A 14,897-nucleotide genomic window follows, 5' to 3' on the forward strand; every position below is an offset into this window, starting at 1 on the left:
GTGTTCGCCCCCATGCCCCGCCCTGCCCACCCCGCCTCAGCACCCCTGCCAGCCCGGGGTTCCAACCAGGTCGGCGTGCGGCAGTACAACGAACGCGTGGTGCTGCAGGCCATCCGCCAGCACGGTGCCCTGCCCAAGGCCGAACTGGCGCGCCTGACGCACCTGAGCGCGCAGGCCGTCTCGCTCATCATCGACCGGCTGCTGGCCGAAGACCTGGTGACCAAGCAGGCCCCGGTGCGCGGTGGCCGCGTGGGCCAGCCCTCGGTGCCCATTGCGCTGAACCCCGACGGCGCCTTCGCCGTGGGCATCAAGGTGGGCCGCCGCAGCATGGACGCGCTGCTGGTCGATTTCACAGGGGCCGTGCGCATGCGCCACAGCACACCCTACGCCTGGCCCGACCCGCAGCAGCTGTTCGCCGACGTGGGCCGTGACGTGCAGCGCCTGCAGGCCCACCTGAGCACCCTGGGCCCCGGCCTGGCCGAGCGCCTGCAGGGTGTGGGCGTGGCCGCGCCCTTCTTTTTGGGCGGCTGGCAGACCCTGCTGGGCATGCCCGAAGCACAAGCCCGCCAGTGGCAGCACCTGGACATGGCCGCGTGCATGCAAGACACCACCGACCTGCCCGTGCACTTCGTGAAAGACACCTCGGCCGCCTGCGTGGCCGAACTGGTGGCCGGTGTGGGCCGCTCGGTGCGCAGCTTCCTGTACGTGTTCGTCGACACCTTCATCGGCGGTGGCCTGGTGCTCGACAGCCGCCTGCACGCGGGCCGCCACGGCAACGGCGGTGCGGTGGGCTCCCTGCCCCTGCACATCCAACCCGACAGCGCCCACACCACGGGCGTGCCGCCTCAGTTGCTGAGCGTGGCCTCGCTGCAGAACCTGGAACAGGCCTTCGAGCAGGCCGGGCTGGACCCCACCGCCGCCTACGACGACCGCGCGCTGCTGGCCGACTGGGCCCCGCACAGCCAGGCCTGGCTGGCGCAAACCGCCCGTGGCATTGCCATGGCGGCCAACGTCACGGCCAGCCTGCTCGACATCGACGGCGTCATCGTCGACGGCTCGTTCTCGCGCTCGCTGCACAGCCTGCTGACCCAGCAGGTGCAGCAGGCCCTGAACCAGTACCACTGGGAGGGCATCTACCGCCCCGACATCATCGCCGGCACCATCGGTTCCGATGCCCGTGCCCTGGGTGGCGCCCTGATGCCGCTGTACGCCAATTTCGCGCCCGACCGCGAAGTGTTCCTGAAGCTGGAAGCCTGACCCGGCGCCCGGCCCTGCTGTTTTCCTGCCCTCTTTGCTTCGTGACGCTTTTCAGTTGCGCAAGATTTCATTAAGATGGCGATGTAACAACGTTACTTTCAAACAAGTAACACCATTACCAAGGACGACCCCGTGTCCAGCACCCCGCTCCCTTCTTCGCACACCCCCACGCCCGAAGCCCTCGACCTGCTGATCTTCGGCGCCACGGGCGATCTGTCGATCCGCAAGCTGCTGCCGGCCCTGTACATGGCCTTCGTGCACGACCGCCTGCCGGTGGGCACCCGCATCTACGCACTGGGCCGTCAGGCCATGGACCGTGCGGCCTATGTGCAGCAGGTGCTGGGCGCGGCGCGTGCCTTCATCGAGGCCCACGCCCTGAACGACGCCGACCTCGACCGCTTCGCCAGCCTGTTCGACTACGTGCCGCTCGATGCCGGGCAGGCCGCCGACTACGCCGTGCTGGCGCAGCGCTGCGCCCGCCCTGGCGCCACCCGCGTGTTCTACCTGGCCACAGCCCCCAGCCTGTTTGCCAGCATCTGCGAACACCTGGCCGGCGCCGGCCTGGTCGACGAACGCGCCCGCGTGGTGCTGGAAAAGCCCCTGGGCCATGACCTGGCCTCGGCCCGCCTGATCAACCAGCAGGTGGGGCGCTTCTTTGCCGAACAGCAGATCTACCGGATCGACCACTACCTGGGCAAGGAAACCGTGCAGAACCTGATGGTGCTGCGCTTTGGCAACAGCATCTTCGAGCCCCTGTGGCGCGCACCGAACATCCGCAGCGTGCAGATCACGGTGGCCGAATCGGTGGGGGTGGGCACACGCGCCGGCTTCTACGACGGCACCGGCGCCCTGCGAGACATGGTGCAGAACCACCTGCTGCAGCTGCTGTGCATCGTGGCCATGGAGCCGCCCGTGTCGCTCGACCCCGACGCGATCCGCGATGAAAAGCTCAAGGTGCTGAAATCGCTGCGCCGCCTCGGCCCGGCCGAGCTGGCCCGCGACGTGGTGCGCGGCCAGTACACCGCCGGCAGCATGGGCGGTGAAGCCGTGCCCGGCTACCTGCAAGAGGCCAATGTGCCGCCGCACAGCCAGACCGAAACCTTCGTCGCGCTCAAGGCCCATGTGGACAACTGGCGCTGGGCCAACGTGCCCTTCTTCCTGCGCACCGGCAAGCGCATGGCCGAGCGCAAGAGCGAGATCGTCATCGAGTTCGCCAACCAGCCCTTCTCCATCTTCCCCGATGCCTACCAGAGCGCCAACCGCCTGGTGATCCAGCTGCAGCCGGAAGAATCGGTGCAGCTGCAGATCATGGCCAAAGAGCCCGGCAGCGGCATGCGACGCCGTCCGGTCAGCCTCGACCTGGACCTGCACCAGGCCTTCACCGAGCGCCGCGCCGAGGCCTACGAGCGCCTGCTGGTCGATGTGGTGCGCGGCCGCCTGACCCACTTCATGCGCCACGACGAACTCGAAGCCGCCTGGACCTGGGCCGAGCCCATCTTGAACGGCTGGGCCGAACAGCACGAAGCCCCCCGCCCTTACGCGGCCGGCACCTGGGGCCCTGCGGCCTCGTCGGCCCTGGCCGCCCGCACCGACATGCCCTGGTCGGAAGAGGCCTGAGCCTCGGCGCCTGCCTCCAGCACACAAGGAATCCACACCATGAACCCCACCGAACCCACCCGATTCGGCCCTGCCGCCGACCACCTCACCCGCCACCCCCATGCCAGCGAAGCGGCATTGGCCGACGCGCTGGCCCATGACATCGCCCAGCGCCTGAGCGCCGCCATCGAGGCGCGTGGCCAGGCCCTGCTGTGCGTGTCGGGCGGCAAGAGCCCCGTGCCGCTGTTCCAGGCCCTGTCGGGCCTGCCGCTGCCCTGGGCACAGGTGACGGTCACGCTGGTCGATGAACGCTGCGTGCCGGCTGAACACGCCGACAGCAACGCCGCCCTGGTGCGCCAGCACCTGCTGCAAGGCCCGGCGGCAGCCGCCCGCTTTCTGGCCTGGGTGCCGCCCACCCACACCCCTGACCACACCCGAGTGCAGCGCCCGGCCTGGCCCCAGGCCCGCGCCGTCTACGCCGAGTGGGTCGAGGCCCTGAACACCCAGCTGGCCCCGCTGTGGCCGGCGGATGTGGTGGTGCTGGGCATGGGCCTGGACGGCCACACCGCCTCCATCTTCGGCCAGGGCGAGGGCATGGCCGACGCCCTGAGCACACCCGATCTGGTGGTGGCCACCCGCCCGCCCCACGCACCGCATGACCGCCTCACCCTGAGCCTGGCCGCCCTGCAGGGCGCCCGCCACCGCGTGCTGCAGATCAGCGGCGCGGGCAAGGCGCAAGTGCTGCAACAGGCGCTGCAAGCACCCAACAAGGCCCGCCCTGTCGGCCTTGTCCTGCAACCTGGCGCTGCCAATCCGTCGCACACTGTGTCGGTGTGGATGGGAGCCTGACCATGACGACAAGCCCGCTGAACCCTGGCCTGCACCCGGTGCTGGCCGCCGTGACCGAGCGCATCACGCGCCGAAGCGCCGCCGCCCGCGCCGACTACCTGGCCCTGATGGCCCGTGCCCGCAAGGCCGGCACCCAGCGCAAGGGCATGGGCTGCGCCAACCTGGCCCATGCCTTTGCCGCCAGCCCGGCCCACGACAAGCTGGCCATCAAGGAGCAGAAGGCCCCCAACATCGGCATCGTCACGGCCTACAACGACATGCTGTCGGCCCACCAGCCCTATGCCACCTACCCCGAGTTCATCAAGCAGGTGGCCCGTGCCCACGGCGGCACCGCCCAGGTGGCCGGTGGCGTGCCCGCCATGTGCGACGGCATCACCCAGGGCGCCGAGGGCATGGAGCTGTCGCTGTTCTCGCGTGACGTGATCGCCATGGCCGCGGCCGTGGCCCTGTCCCACAAAACCTTTGATGCCGCCCTGTACCTGGGCGTGTGCGACAAGATCGTGCCCGGCCTGCTGATCGGGGCCCTGCGCTTTGGCCACCTGGCCACCGTGTTCGTGCCTGCCGGCCCCATGACCTCGGGCCTGCCCAATGACCAGAAGGCCAAGGTGCGCCAGCAGTACGCACAAGGCCAGGTCACGCGCGATGCCCTGCTGGAAGCCGAATCGGCCTCGTACCACAGCGCGGGCACCTGCACCTTCTACGGCACGGCCAACTCCAACCAGATGATGATGGAGATCATGGGCCTGCATCTGCCGGGCTCGTCCTTCATCAACCCGGGCACCACGCTGCGCGAGGCCCTGACGGCCGAAGCCGTGCGCCGCGCCCTGGCCCAGGTGCCCGCCGAAGCCGGTGGCCAGGCCCCCATGTCCCTGGCCGACATCGTCGATGAAAAGGCCATCGTCAACACCATCGTGGGCCTGCTGGCCACGGGCGGCTCGACCAACCACACCATCCACCTGATCGCCATGGCGCGCTCGGCCGGCGTGCTGATCGACTGGGACGACTTCTCCGAGCTGTCGGCCGTGGTGCCACTGCTGGCGCGCATCTACCCCAACGGCTCGGCCGACGTGAACCACTTCCAAGCCGCCGGTGGCATGGGCTTTCTGATCCGCGAACTGCTGGCCGCAGGCCTGCTGCACGACGACGTGAACACCGTGGTGGGCCGTGGCCTGCACCGCTACACGCAAGAGCCCTGGCTGAACGACGGCCAGCTGGCCTGGCGCGACGTGCCCGCCACCAGTGGCGACCTGGGCGTGCTGCGCCCGGTGGCCGAGCCCTTCAGCGCCGACGGTGGCCTCAAGCTGATGCAGGGCAACCTGGGCCGCGCCGTGATCAAGACCTCGGCCGTCAAGCCCGAGCACCGCGTGGTGCGCGCCCCGGCCATCGTCTTCCATGACCAGCAGGACATGCTAGAGGCCTTCCAGAAGGGTGAGCTGGAGCGCGACTTCGTGGCCGTGCTGACCTACCAGGGCCCGCGCGCCAACGGCATGCCCGAGCTGCACAAGCTCACGCCTGCCCTGGGCGTGCTGCAGGACAAGGGCTTCAAGGTGGCCCTGGTCACCGACGGCCGCATGTCGGGCGCCTCGGGCAAGGTGCCCGCGGCCATCCACGTGAGCCCAGAGGCTGTGGACAACGGCCCCATCGCCCGCGTGCGCACCGGCGATGTCATCGTGCTCGATGGCACCACCGGCGAACTGCGCGCCGAGGTCGATGCCGCCACCTGGGCGGCGCGCAGCACCGAAGCCCCCGACCTGTCGGGCAACGAAGCCGGTGTGGGCCGCGAGCTGTTCGGCCTGTTCCGCCAGAACGCCGGCAGCGCCGAATCGGGCGGCAGCCCGCTGTTCGGTCACGCCCTCCACCTGTGAAGCCCATGACCATGCACACCCCTGCAACCCTGCCTGCTTTCAAGTCCCGTGTGGTGCCCGTGGTGGCCCTGAGCCATGCCGACCAGGCCGTGCCCCTGGCCCGCGCCCTGCTGGCCGGTGGTGTCGACGTGATCGAGATCACCCTGCGCCACCCTTGTGCGCTCGACGCCATCGCCCGTGTGGCCGCCGAGGTGCCCGAGATGGCCCTGGGCGCCGGCACGCTGCTGCAACCGGCCGATGTGGACAAGGTGCTGCGCGCAGGCGCACGCTTCGCCCTGTCGCCCGGCCACACCGACGCCCTGCTCGACGCCGTGCTGGCCGCGGGCCTGCCCTTCGTGCCCGGCGTGATGACGCCGGCCGAAGTGATGCATTGCCGCGACCGCGGTTTCGATTTCATGAAGCTGTTCCCGGCCGCGCAGGCCGGTGGCCAGGCCATGCTCAAGGCGATTGCCGGGCCCATTCCCGACGTGCGTTTTTGCCCCACCGGCGGCGTGACCGAAGACAACTTCACCACCCTGCTGGCCGAACGCAATGTGGCCGTGGTGGGCGGCTCCTGGCTCTGTCCACTGGCCGACATCGAGGCCGGCCGATGGAACCACATCACCACCCTGGCCCAGCGCGCCACCGACAAGGTCGCCGCCGCCGGCCTGGCGCGCTGAGCGCCCCTCGCCCTAGCACACCGTTTCAACCCCTGGCCCCACCCGGGCCCGGGCCCTTCCTGGGGGCCGCCCACAAGGTGGCCCCTGCCCAAGGACACCCACCGTGCCACACGCTTCCCAACCCCAAGCCACACCGGCCTGGCAAGGCCTCGCCCTGAGCGCCGCCCAGCCCCTGCCCCCGCTGCGTGAGCTGCTGCAAGACAGCGCCCGCACCCTGGCCCTGCGCGCTCAGGCCTGCGGCCTGACCCTGGATTTCAGCCGACAGCGCCTGACCCCGCTGGTGCTGCAGCAACTGCTCGACCTGGCCCGCCAGCAAGGCCTGGCCGACCAGCGTGACGCACTGTTTGCCGGCGAGCGCATCAACCGCACCGAAGACCGCGCCGTGCTGCACATGGCGCTGCGCGCCCCCGCAGGCTGCCACACCCACCCCTGGCCCGCCGACATCACCGAGCAGGTGCTGGCCGAGCGCGAGCGCATGCTGGCCCTGGCCGAGCGCATCCGCCAGGGCCACTGGCTGGGCCCGCGCCGCCAGCCCATCACCGACCTGGTGGCCATCGGCATTGGCGGCTCCGACCTGGGGCCCCGCATGGCCGTGCACGCCCTGCAGCAAGACACGGCCCCGGCCGTGCGCGTGCACTTCGTGTCCAACCCAGACGCCACCGCGCTGCACGATGTGCTGGCCACGCTCGACCCGCTGCGCACTGGCTTCGTGGTGGCCTCCAAAACCTTCACCACGCAGGAAACCCTGCTGAACGCCGAGAGCGCGCGGCACTGGCTGCAGGCTGCAGGGGTGTCCGACTGGGCGCGGCAGTTCATCGCCATCACCACCGCCCCCGACAAGGCCACGGCACTCGGCTTTGCGCCCGAGCACACCCTGCGCTTCTGGGACTGGGTGGGCGGACGTTACTCGCTGTGGTCGAGCATCGGCCTGCCGCTGGCGGTGGCTGTGGGCCGCGAACAATTCGAGGCTTTCCTGGCCGGCGCCCATGCGCTGGACACCCACTTCCGCACCGCACCGCTGGCGCAGAACCTGCCGGTGCTGATGGCCCTGCTGGGCCTGTGGCAGCGCAACTTCCTGAACGCGCCCACGCAGCTGGTCACCAGCTACAGCGCGCGCCTGGGCCTGCTGCCGGCCTACCTGCAGCAGATGGACATGGAATCGAACGGCAAGCGCGTGCACCCAGACGGCCAGCCCGTGCGCGTGGCCACCGGCCCCATCGTGTGGGGTGGCCTGGGCATCGACGGCCAGCATGCCTACTACCAGCTGCTGCACCAGGGCACCCACCGCGTGGCCATCGATTTCATCGGGGTGCGCCAGCAGGCCAGCCTGCCGGATGCACCGCCCGCCCATGCAGCGCACCTGCGCTTCAACCAGGCCAACCTGCTGGCCCAGGCCCAGGCCCTGGCCCTGGGGCGCGATGCCCAGGCCACCGCCGCCAGCCTGCGCGCCGCAGGCCTGAGCGAAGCCGAGGTGCAGCGCCTGACCCCGCACCGCAGCTTCGACGGCAATGTGTCGAGCAATGTCCTGTGGCTGGATGCGCTCACGCCCTTCACCCTGGGTGCCCTGGTGGCCCTGTACGAGCACAAGGTGTTCTGTCAGGCCGCGCTGTGGCAAGTGCATGCCTTTGACCAGTGGGGCGTGGAGCTCGGCAAGGTCGTGGCACAGGGCCTGCAGCACAGCCTGCACACCGGCGAGCTGCCCGCGGGCGTGGACAGCGCCACGGCCGCGTCGCTGCGGTTCTTGCGCGAGGTGCCACCCCTGACGCCTGCCGCCCTGCCCACCGCCGCATCCGCAGTGACACCCCTGGCGACACCCACTGTGGCGCCAACGCCGCGCATGGATCTTGCACAAGCCCCATCGGCATGAAACAAACGGGGTGGTGCGCACCCTCTTCATGCGCCCCTCACCCACCCGACCCAACACTCACCCTCCTTCGCACACCATGGCCACTGCGAAAAAAGCCCCGACCCCTTCGGCAAAACGCACCGCTCGCGCCTCGGCCCCTCGCGCCGCCGCCAGCGCCCCCTCGCTGATTGACGACATCCGCGTGCTGGGCCGCATCCTGGGTGATGTGATCCGCGAACAGGAGGGCCGCGAGGTGTTCGAGCTCATCGAACGCATCCGCCAGCTGGCCGTGGCCTACCGCAGCAAGCGCGACGCCGACGCGGGCAAGCACCTCGACAAGCTGCTCAAGGGCCTGTCGGCAGACCGCGCCGTGTCGGTCATCCGGGCCTTCAGCTACTTCTCGCACCTGGCCAACATCGCCGAAGACCAGCACCAGGTGCGGCAATCACGCCTGCAGGCCGCACAAGGCGCGGCGCAGGCCAGCCCCGGCACGCTGGCCCACAGCCTGAGCCGCCTGCTCGACGCCGGCCACAGCAGCGAAGACGTGGCCGAGCTGCTCGCACGCGCCTACCTCTCGCCCGTGCTCACGGCCCACCCCACCGAAGTGCAGCGCAAGTCCATCCTCGACACCGAACGCCACATCGGGCAGCTGCTGGCCCAGCGTCACCTGCTGGTGGCCGCAGGCGATGCCACCGCGCTGCACGACACCGACCTGGCCCTGCGCGCCCGCATCACGCAGCTGTGGCAGACGCGCATGCTGCGTTACACCAAGCTCACGGTGGCCGACGAGATCGAAAACGTGCTGAGCTATTACCCCGGCACCTTCCTCACCGAGATCCCGCGCCTGTACGGGCAGCTCGAAGCCGCACTGCCCGGTCTGGAGGTGGCGCCCTTTTTGCGCATGGGCCACTGGATCGGGGGAGACCGCGACGGCAACCCCAATGTCACGGCCGACACGCTGAAGCTGGCCCTGTCGCGCCAGGCCGAAGTGGCCCTGCGCCACTACCTGCGCCAGGTGCACGAGCTGGGCGCCGAGCTGTCGATGTCGGGCCGGCTGGTGGGCGTGTCGCCCGACATGCAGGCCCTGGCCGACCGCTCGCCCGACCACAACCCCCACCGCGAGGACGAGCCCTACCGCCGCGCCCTGACCGGTGTGTACGCCCGCCTGGCCGCCACGCTGCACGCACTGACCGGTGGCGAGGCCCTGCGCCATGCGGTGGCACCCTCGACCCCCTACCCCGATGCCCAGGCCTTCCTGGCCGACCTGCACACGGTCGATGCCTCGCTGCGCGCCCACCATGCCGCGGCCCTGGCCGACCTGAACGTGCGGCCGCTGATGCGGGCCGTGCAGGTGTTCGGCTTCCACCTGGCCACGCTGGACCTGCGCCAGAGCTCCGACCAGCATGAGCTGGTGGTGGCCGAGCTGCTGCAGCACGCGGGCCTGGAAGACTACGCCACGCTCGACGAAGCCCAGCGCCAGGCCGTGCTGCTGCGCCTGTTGCGCGAACCGCGCCCCCTGCGTGTGCCTGGCGCCGAGTACAGCGATCTGGCCCGCAAGGAACTCGCCATCTTTGAAGCGGCGGCCGTGGCCCGCAAGCAATACGGCCCCGAGGCCCTGAAGCACTACATCATCAGCCACACCGAAACCGTGTCGGACCTGCTGGAGGTGCTGCTGCTGCAAAAGGAATGCGGCCTGATGCACGGCACCCTGGGCCACCCGCAAGCCCGAGCCGAACTCATCGTCTCGCCCCTGTTCGAGACCATTGCCGACCTGCGCAGCGCCACCGCCATCATCGGCGGCTACCTGGAACTGCCCGGTGTGGCCGAGCTGGTGCAGCGCTCGGGTGGCGAGCAGGACATCATGCTGGGCTACAGCGACAGCAACAAAGATGGCGGCTTCTTCACCAGCAACTGGGAGCTCTACCGCGCCGAGGTGGCCCTGGTGGCGCACTTCCAGCAGCTGCAGGCCTCGCACGGCATCCGCCTGCGCCTGTTCCATGGCCGCGGCGGCACCGTGGGCCGGGGCGGTGGCCCTTCGTACCAGGCCATCCTGGCGCAACCGCCGGGCACCGTGAACGGCCAGATCCGCCTGACCGAACAGGGCGAGGTGATCGGCTCGAAATACGCCAACCCCGAAGTGGGCCGCCGACACCTGGAAACCCTGGTGGCGGCCACGCTGGAAGCCAGCCTGCTGCAGCCCGAACAGCCCGTGCCGGAAGAGTTCCTGGAGGCGGCCGACTTCCTGTCGAATGCCAACATGGCGACCTACCGCGCCCTGGTGTACGACACCCCTGGCTTTGCCGATTACTTCTTTGCCACCACGCCCATCCGCGAGATCGCCGAGCTGAACATCGGCTCGCGCCCGGCCTCGCGCAAGTCCACCCGCCGCATCGAAGACCTGCGCGCCATTCCTTGGGGCTTCTCGTGGGGCCAGTGCCGCGTGGCCCTGCCGGGCTGGTTCGGGCTGGGTTCGGCCATCGAGGCCTACCTGTCACGCCCGGGCACGAAACGTGAGGCCCAGCTCAAGCGCCTGCAGAAAATGGCCAAGACCTGGCCCTTCCTGCGCACGCTGCTGTCGAACATGGACATGGTGCTGGCCAAGAGCGACCTGGCCATTGCCGAGCGTTATGTCAGCCTGATCGAAGACAAGCGCCTGGGCAAGAAGATCTTCGCGGCCATCGTGGCCGAATGGCAGCGCACCAACGAGGCCCTGAGCCTGTTGACCGGCAGCAAGAGCCGGCTGTCCACCCAGCCGGAACTGGCCGCCACGCTGGCTTTCCGATTCCCTTATGTGGACCCGCTGAACCACCTGCAGGTCGAGCTGATGCGCCGCCACCGCAAGGCCCCGGCCTTGCCACCGGGCACCTCGCACGACACACCGCCACCCGTGGGCGCGGTGGAGTCACCCACGCAACGCCTGCGCCGGGGCATTCACCTGTCGATCAACGGGGTGGCTTCGGCGCTGCGCAACACGGGCTGAGGCCCTCTGCCCCCGGGCCAGAAAACACAAACGGCTCCCGAAGGAGCCGTTTTGATGTGCCAGACCGAGCCGCTTCAAACCTTGCGGCGACGGCTCCAGACCAGCCCTGCGCCACACAGCGCCATCAGCGCCAGCGAGCCAGGCTCAGGGACGCCGGTGGGCGGCGGTGGCGTCTCGTTCACCGTGCCAGCCACCGACATCAGCTTGAACGAATCGCAGTTGCTGTCGTTGCCCAGTGCGATGACCATCCAGTAGCTGGAAAACACGTTGGTGGTCCATGAAGCTGATCCACCAAACGATGTGCCGTTGGAGGCACCCACATCGGGCTTGTGCTGAACCTGCACCCATCCGGTCGAGCCGATGGGTGTCATGCTGGAGGGGCCTGTCGGCGTACCGCCCATCCACGCGTACACGGTGATGTCGGAATCGTTGAAACCATTGACCGGGTTGTCAGTGGCGTTCCAACCAATCGACAACGCGTTCAGCGACACCGACTGGGTGAATCGCATCACCAAGGAATCGTAAGTGCCGCCATTGTCGATCGCATGCGGACCCGACGTGTTGGTGTCACCGTTGGCCATGATCCCCAGGCCGTTGCCCTGGAACGACACCACGGCCGCGTTGGCAGCGCTGGTGGTCGAACTCCAGGTCAAACCGGCCACGTCAACATCCACGCCGCCGGAGTTGGTGGCGCAGTTGATGGCACCCCAGGAGCCCGCCGCAGCCACCGTGCCATCGCCACAGGTGCTGAACGAACTGGACCAGTTGGTTGCAGCCAACGCCTGCGCGCACAGACCCACAGCCATCGCAGAAGCGATGACAGCGCGGCGGGCAATGTGTTGTATCAAATGGGTCATGTTGTGGCTTCCCGACCTGTCTTGTTTTGTAACAACCAAGCAAGATGCAGGCCGCATTCAAAAAGTCTTTCAGAAACAATGTGTTGCGTTTTCAGCATGATCGCGCAACACGGAGTCTGTCAAAAATCCCGACAGTCACTTGAGCGTCTTGAGCAGCGCCCTGGCATCTTCCGCACCGTCAAAAGAACTCGCCGTGCGCAAAGCCTCCTGAAGTTCTTGTCGTGCCTCGGCAGCGCGGCCTGTGGCGGCCAGCACCGCGCCGAGGTGGTAGCGGATTTCCGGATGCGAGGGTGCACGCAAACGAGCATCTCGTAACAAGCCCAGAGCTTGCTCCACTCGGCCTCGTTTGAACAGCACCCAACCGAGGGTATCGACCACCAGCGGATGGGTGGGGGCCAGCTTGTGGGCACGTTCGGCCGTTTCAAGGGCCTGAGGCGCATTGAGCCTCAGTTGCACATTGGCCAGGCTGTTGAGCGCATCGACCTGCCGGGGGTTCTGCGTCACCACAGAACGGTAGACCGATTCCGCCTCTTGCCAGCGCCCCAACTGCACCAGCGCACGCCCCACGGCCAGAGACAACGTGTCATCACGCGGCGTTTTGCGCAGCTGCAGTTGCCCCACCGACAGAGCCTCCGCCTGCTGCCCCGCAGACTCGAGCGCCGACATGAGCTGCCGCGCGGTCAAGGCGCTGGGCTCCACCTTGTGCGCCTGCCGGAAGGCCGCCACCGCCGCAGGAACCTGTCCACGCGACAGGGCCACCTGCCCAACAAGGCTATGCCCCACCGCCCTGGCAGGCAGGTCCCGGGCCAAAGCCTGTGCGCGTTGCCCAGCTTTCTCGGGCTGCCCTTGCCGCAATTCGACTTGCACCATCAGCCCGCGCGCCTGCACATGGGCGGGGTCTGCGTTCAAGGCCTTGTCCAGGCTGTAGGCCGCACCCTGGAGGTGTGACGCTGCGAGCTGCGCCTTGGCCACCTCGACCTGGAGGTCTGGGTTGTACTCGGCCACTCGGGTGGCAGTGGACAGTGTGGCCCTGGCCTGGGTGGTGTCCTGCATCGCAATCTGGGTGCGGGCATGCATCAGCAAGACGTTCAGGTTGTCCGGCTGTTTATCCAGGGCCAATTTGCCTTCTTCCAGCGCCTCTTTCCATTGCGTGCGCTGTTGGTACCACTGGATCAGGGCCATGTTCCAGCGCAGGTCGTTGCGTTCACTGACCTCGCGCGCGCGGATCAACCAGCGGATGGCATCGTCGGCGCGACCGCGACGCTCCAGAATGCGCCCCATTTCCGCCAGTGCGTCGCTGGATTTGGGCGCATCGCGCATCACGGTCTTCAGCCGGGCTTCGGCGGCATCCAGGGCGCCGGCCGAGATGTCCATGCGCGCCAGTTGCAACCTGGCCGAAACCAGCTGTGGAGACAGGCTGAGTGCCTTTTCATACGCCAGACGGGCATCGGCGGGCTTGCGTGCGCGCATCAGGATGTCACCCAGCAAGTTGTGCATGCCCGCCTGAGAAGGCTGGCGACTCACCAGGTCGCGGATCACCTTCAGGGCCTGCTCATGTCGTCCTTGCTGACTGTACAGCTGGGCCAGCGTCACACCAGCCCCCACTTGCCGGTTGTCTTTTTTCCAGGCCAGCTCGAATTCCTTGATGGCATCGTCAGCGCGGCCGTTGCGCATCAGGCTCATGCCCAGGGCCACCCGGGACTCGGGCTGGTCCTGCTGAGCCAGGGCCTCCTGAAACAAGCGGGTGGCGCGCGCGGCATTGCCTTGCGCCATGTGGGCAGACCCGAGCAAGGTCAAGGCCATGGCATCGTTGGGTTGACGGCGGAGATGCGACTCCAACAGGGGGATGGCGGACTTCGGGTGCCCCTCCAGAAGATGCAGCCGAGCAATCAGGCGCACCACCGGGGTGTCTGGCTGAGCACGGTTATAGGCTTCCAGGTACTGGCGTGCCTTGGCATGGCTACCCAGTCCGTAATGCGACAGGCCGTTGAGCATCAGCAGGTGTGGCCGGTGGCGAACAAAAGGCATCGGCACCGGATCCAGCAAGCGGGTGACCTCCTGGAACGCGGCCCGCGCCACGTCGGCACGTCCGTCTCGCTCGGCCAGCACAGCCCGAAGGTAGGCCGCACGCGGCTCTCGCGGTGCCACTTTGGCGATCTGCTCAAGTCGCCGAGCAGCCGCTTCACCTTGGTTGCGGTCGACCAGAATACCGGCCGCGGCCACCAGCGATTCAACATGATCGGGCGCAATCGAAAGGGCCTTGACGTGATCGGCCAGAGCTTGATCGAGTTGCCCCTGCACATGCCTGACCGTGGCCCGCGCGTTGTAGGCTTCGGGGTCCTGCGGATTGATCACCAAGGCCTGCTCGGCGGCCTTGAGTGCAGCATCGAACTGCCGCTGCCTGACACGCACCGGCACCTCGGCCAACCACACATCGGCGCGACGGTCATTGAGCGCTCGGGCCTGGGCGATCGTGTCCAGGCTGGATCGGAAGTCTCCCAGGTCCGACTGCGCGGCAGCCCTTTGAAGCAGCAAGGAAGCCATCACCTCAGGGGGCAGTCCGGACGGCTGCAACTGCGGGTGCACCAGCATGTCGGTCTGACGGCCCTGCGAATTCAGGGCCTGCGCCAGATGGACCACCACCTCGGAGCGACTGATGCCGAGCTTGAGGGCTTCTGTGTACGCCACTTCTGCACCGATGACATCGCCATTTTGGTGAAGGGCTCGTCCCAGCTGATACTGAAGCGCGAGCTTGCCCGGCTCCTTCTTGATGGCGTTTTTGAGCTGAATGATGGCGCCAGCGAAGTCTTTGGCATCCATGCGACGCAAAGCGTCTTCATGGTAATCAATTGACCAGGCCGAAGGCGCCGCCAAAGCCAGGCTCAGCAGCCACGCCAGCCGCCATTGCAGTGTGTGGTGAGCGCGAAAAACGGAGTTCAGGGGCATCATGCTGCCGATTGTGACGTCAATGGCCACGCGCCAAGCCCC

General features: G+C 68.2%; 9 protein-coding genes. 7 read left to right on the forward strand and 2 right to left on the reverse strand.

Annotation, left to right across the window (positions count from 1 at the left end; genetic code table 11):
* Positions 1–12: 12 nt before the first annotated feature.
* From EYS42_RS11930 to ppc, 7 genes are all read left to right on the forward strand, one after another.
* A complete protein-coding gene (locus EYS42_RS11930; protein WP_130968382.1) occupies positions 13–1,257 on the forward strand; it encodes an ROK family transcriptional regulator in 1,245 nt (414 codons plus the stop codon).
* A 132-nt stretch (positions 1,258–1,389) separates the two neighbouring features.
* Entirely contained in the window at positions 1,390–2,874 is a 1,485-nt protein-coding gene (zwf, locus tag EYS42_RS11935) for a glucose-6-phosphate dehydrogenase (protein ID WP_130968383.1), read from the forward strand.
* 39 nt (positions 2,875–2,913) lie between these two features.
* Complete coding sequence (gene pgl, locus EYS42_RS11940) at positions 2,914–3,702, forward strand: 6-phosphogluconolactonase (RefSeq protein ID WP_130968384.1); 789 nt, start codon at positions 2,914–2,916, stop codon at positions 3,700–3,702.
* A 2-nt stretch (positions 3,703–3,704) separates the two neighbouring features.
* Entirely contained in the window at positions 3,705–5,567 is a 1,863-nt protein-coding gene (gene edd / locus EYS42_RS11945) for a phosphogluconate dehydratase (RefSeq protein ID WP_130968385.1), read from the forward strand.
* 11 nt (positions 5,568–5,578) lie between these two features.
* Positions 5,579–6,226 carry a bifunctional 4-hydroxy-2-oxoglutarate aldolase/2-dehydro-3-deoxy-phosphogluconate aldolase gene (locus tag EYS42_RS11950; protein WP_130968386.1) on the forward strand — a complete coding sequence of 216 codons (648 nt, stop codon included), beginning with the start codon at positions 5,579–5,581 and terminating at the stop codon, positions 6,224–6,226.
* Positions 6,227–6,329: 103 nt separating this feature from the next.
* Positions 6,330–8,093: a glucose-6-phosphate isomerase gene (pgi, locus tag EYS42_RS11955; RefSeq protein WP_130968387.1), complete on the forward strand. Its 1,764-nt coding sequence runs from the start codon at positions 6,330–6,332 to the stop codon at positions 8,091–8,093.
* 28 nt (positions 8,094–8,121) lie between these two features.
* Positions 8,122–11,052, forward strand: coding sequence for a phosphoenolpyruvate carboxylase (gene ppc / locus EYS42_RS11960; RefSeq protein WP_425358902.1), 2,931 nt, complete (start codon positions 8,122–8,124; stop codon positions 11,050–11,052).
* Between the two features lie 74 nt (positions 11,053–11,126).
* Here the strand turns inward: ppc and xdp1 are convergent, their stop codons facing one another.
* Both xdp1 and prsT read right to left on the reverse strand, forming a co-directional pair.
* Entirely contained in the window at positions 11,127–11,909 is a 783-nt protein-coding gene (gene xdp1, locus EYS42_RS11965) for an exosortase-dependent surface protein XDP1 (protein WP_165456754.1), read from the reverse strand.
* A 135-nt stretch (positions 11,910–12,044) separates the two neighbouring features.
* Complete coding sequence (prsT, locus tag EYS42_RS11970; protein WP_130968390.1) at positions 12,045–14,858, reverse strand: XrtA/PEP-CTERM system TPR-repeat protein PrsT; 2,814 nt, start codon at positions 14,856–14,858, stop codon at positions 12,045–12,047.
* Positions 14,859–14,897: the final 39 nt, after the last annotated feature.

Source organism: Aquabacterium lacunae (assembly GCF_004310865.1).
GTDB lineage: Bacteria > Pseudomonadota > Gammaproteobacteria > Burkholderiales > Burkholderiaceae_C > Aquabacterium > Aquabacterium lacunae.

Excerpts from the sequence above, each read along its gene's own strand:
- prsT (WP_130968390.1), bottom strand. The coding sequence starts at position 14,858 with ATGATGCCCCTGAACTCCGTTTTTCGCGCTCACCACACACTGCAATGG.
- ppc (WP_425358902.1), top strand. The coding sequence starts at position 8,122 with ATGCGCCCCTCACCCACCCGACCCAACACTCACCCTCCTTCGCACACC.
- EYS42_RS11930 (WP_130968382.1), top strand. The coding sequence starts at position 13 with ATGCCCCGCCCTGCCCACCCCGCCTCAGCACCCCTGCCAGCCCGGGGT.
- edd (WP_130968385.1), top strand. The coding sequence starts at position 3,705 with ATGACGACAAGCCCGCTGAACCCTGGCCTGCACCCGGTGCTGGCCGCC.
- pgl (WP_130968384.1), top strand. The coding sequence starts at position 2,914 with ATGAACCCCACCGAACCCACCCGATTCGGCCCTGCCGCCGACCACCTC.
- xdp1 (WP_165456754.1), bottom strand. The coding sequence starts at position 11,909 with ATGACCCATTTGATACAACACATTGCCCGCCGCGCTGTCATCGCTTCT.
- EYS42_RS11950 (WP_130968386.1), top strand. The coding sequence starts at position 5,579 with ATGCACACCCCTGCAACCCTGCCTGCTTTCAAGTCCCGTGTGGTGCCC.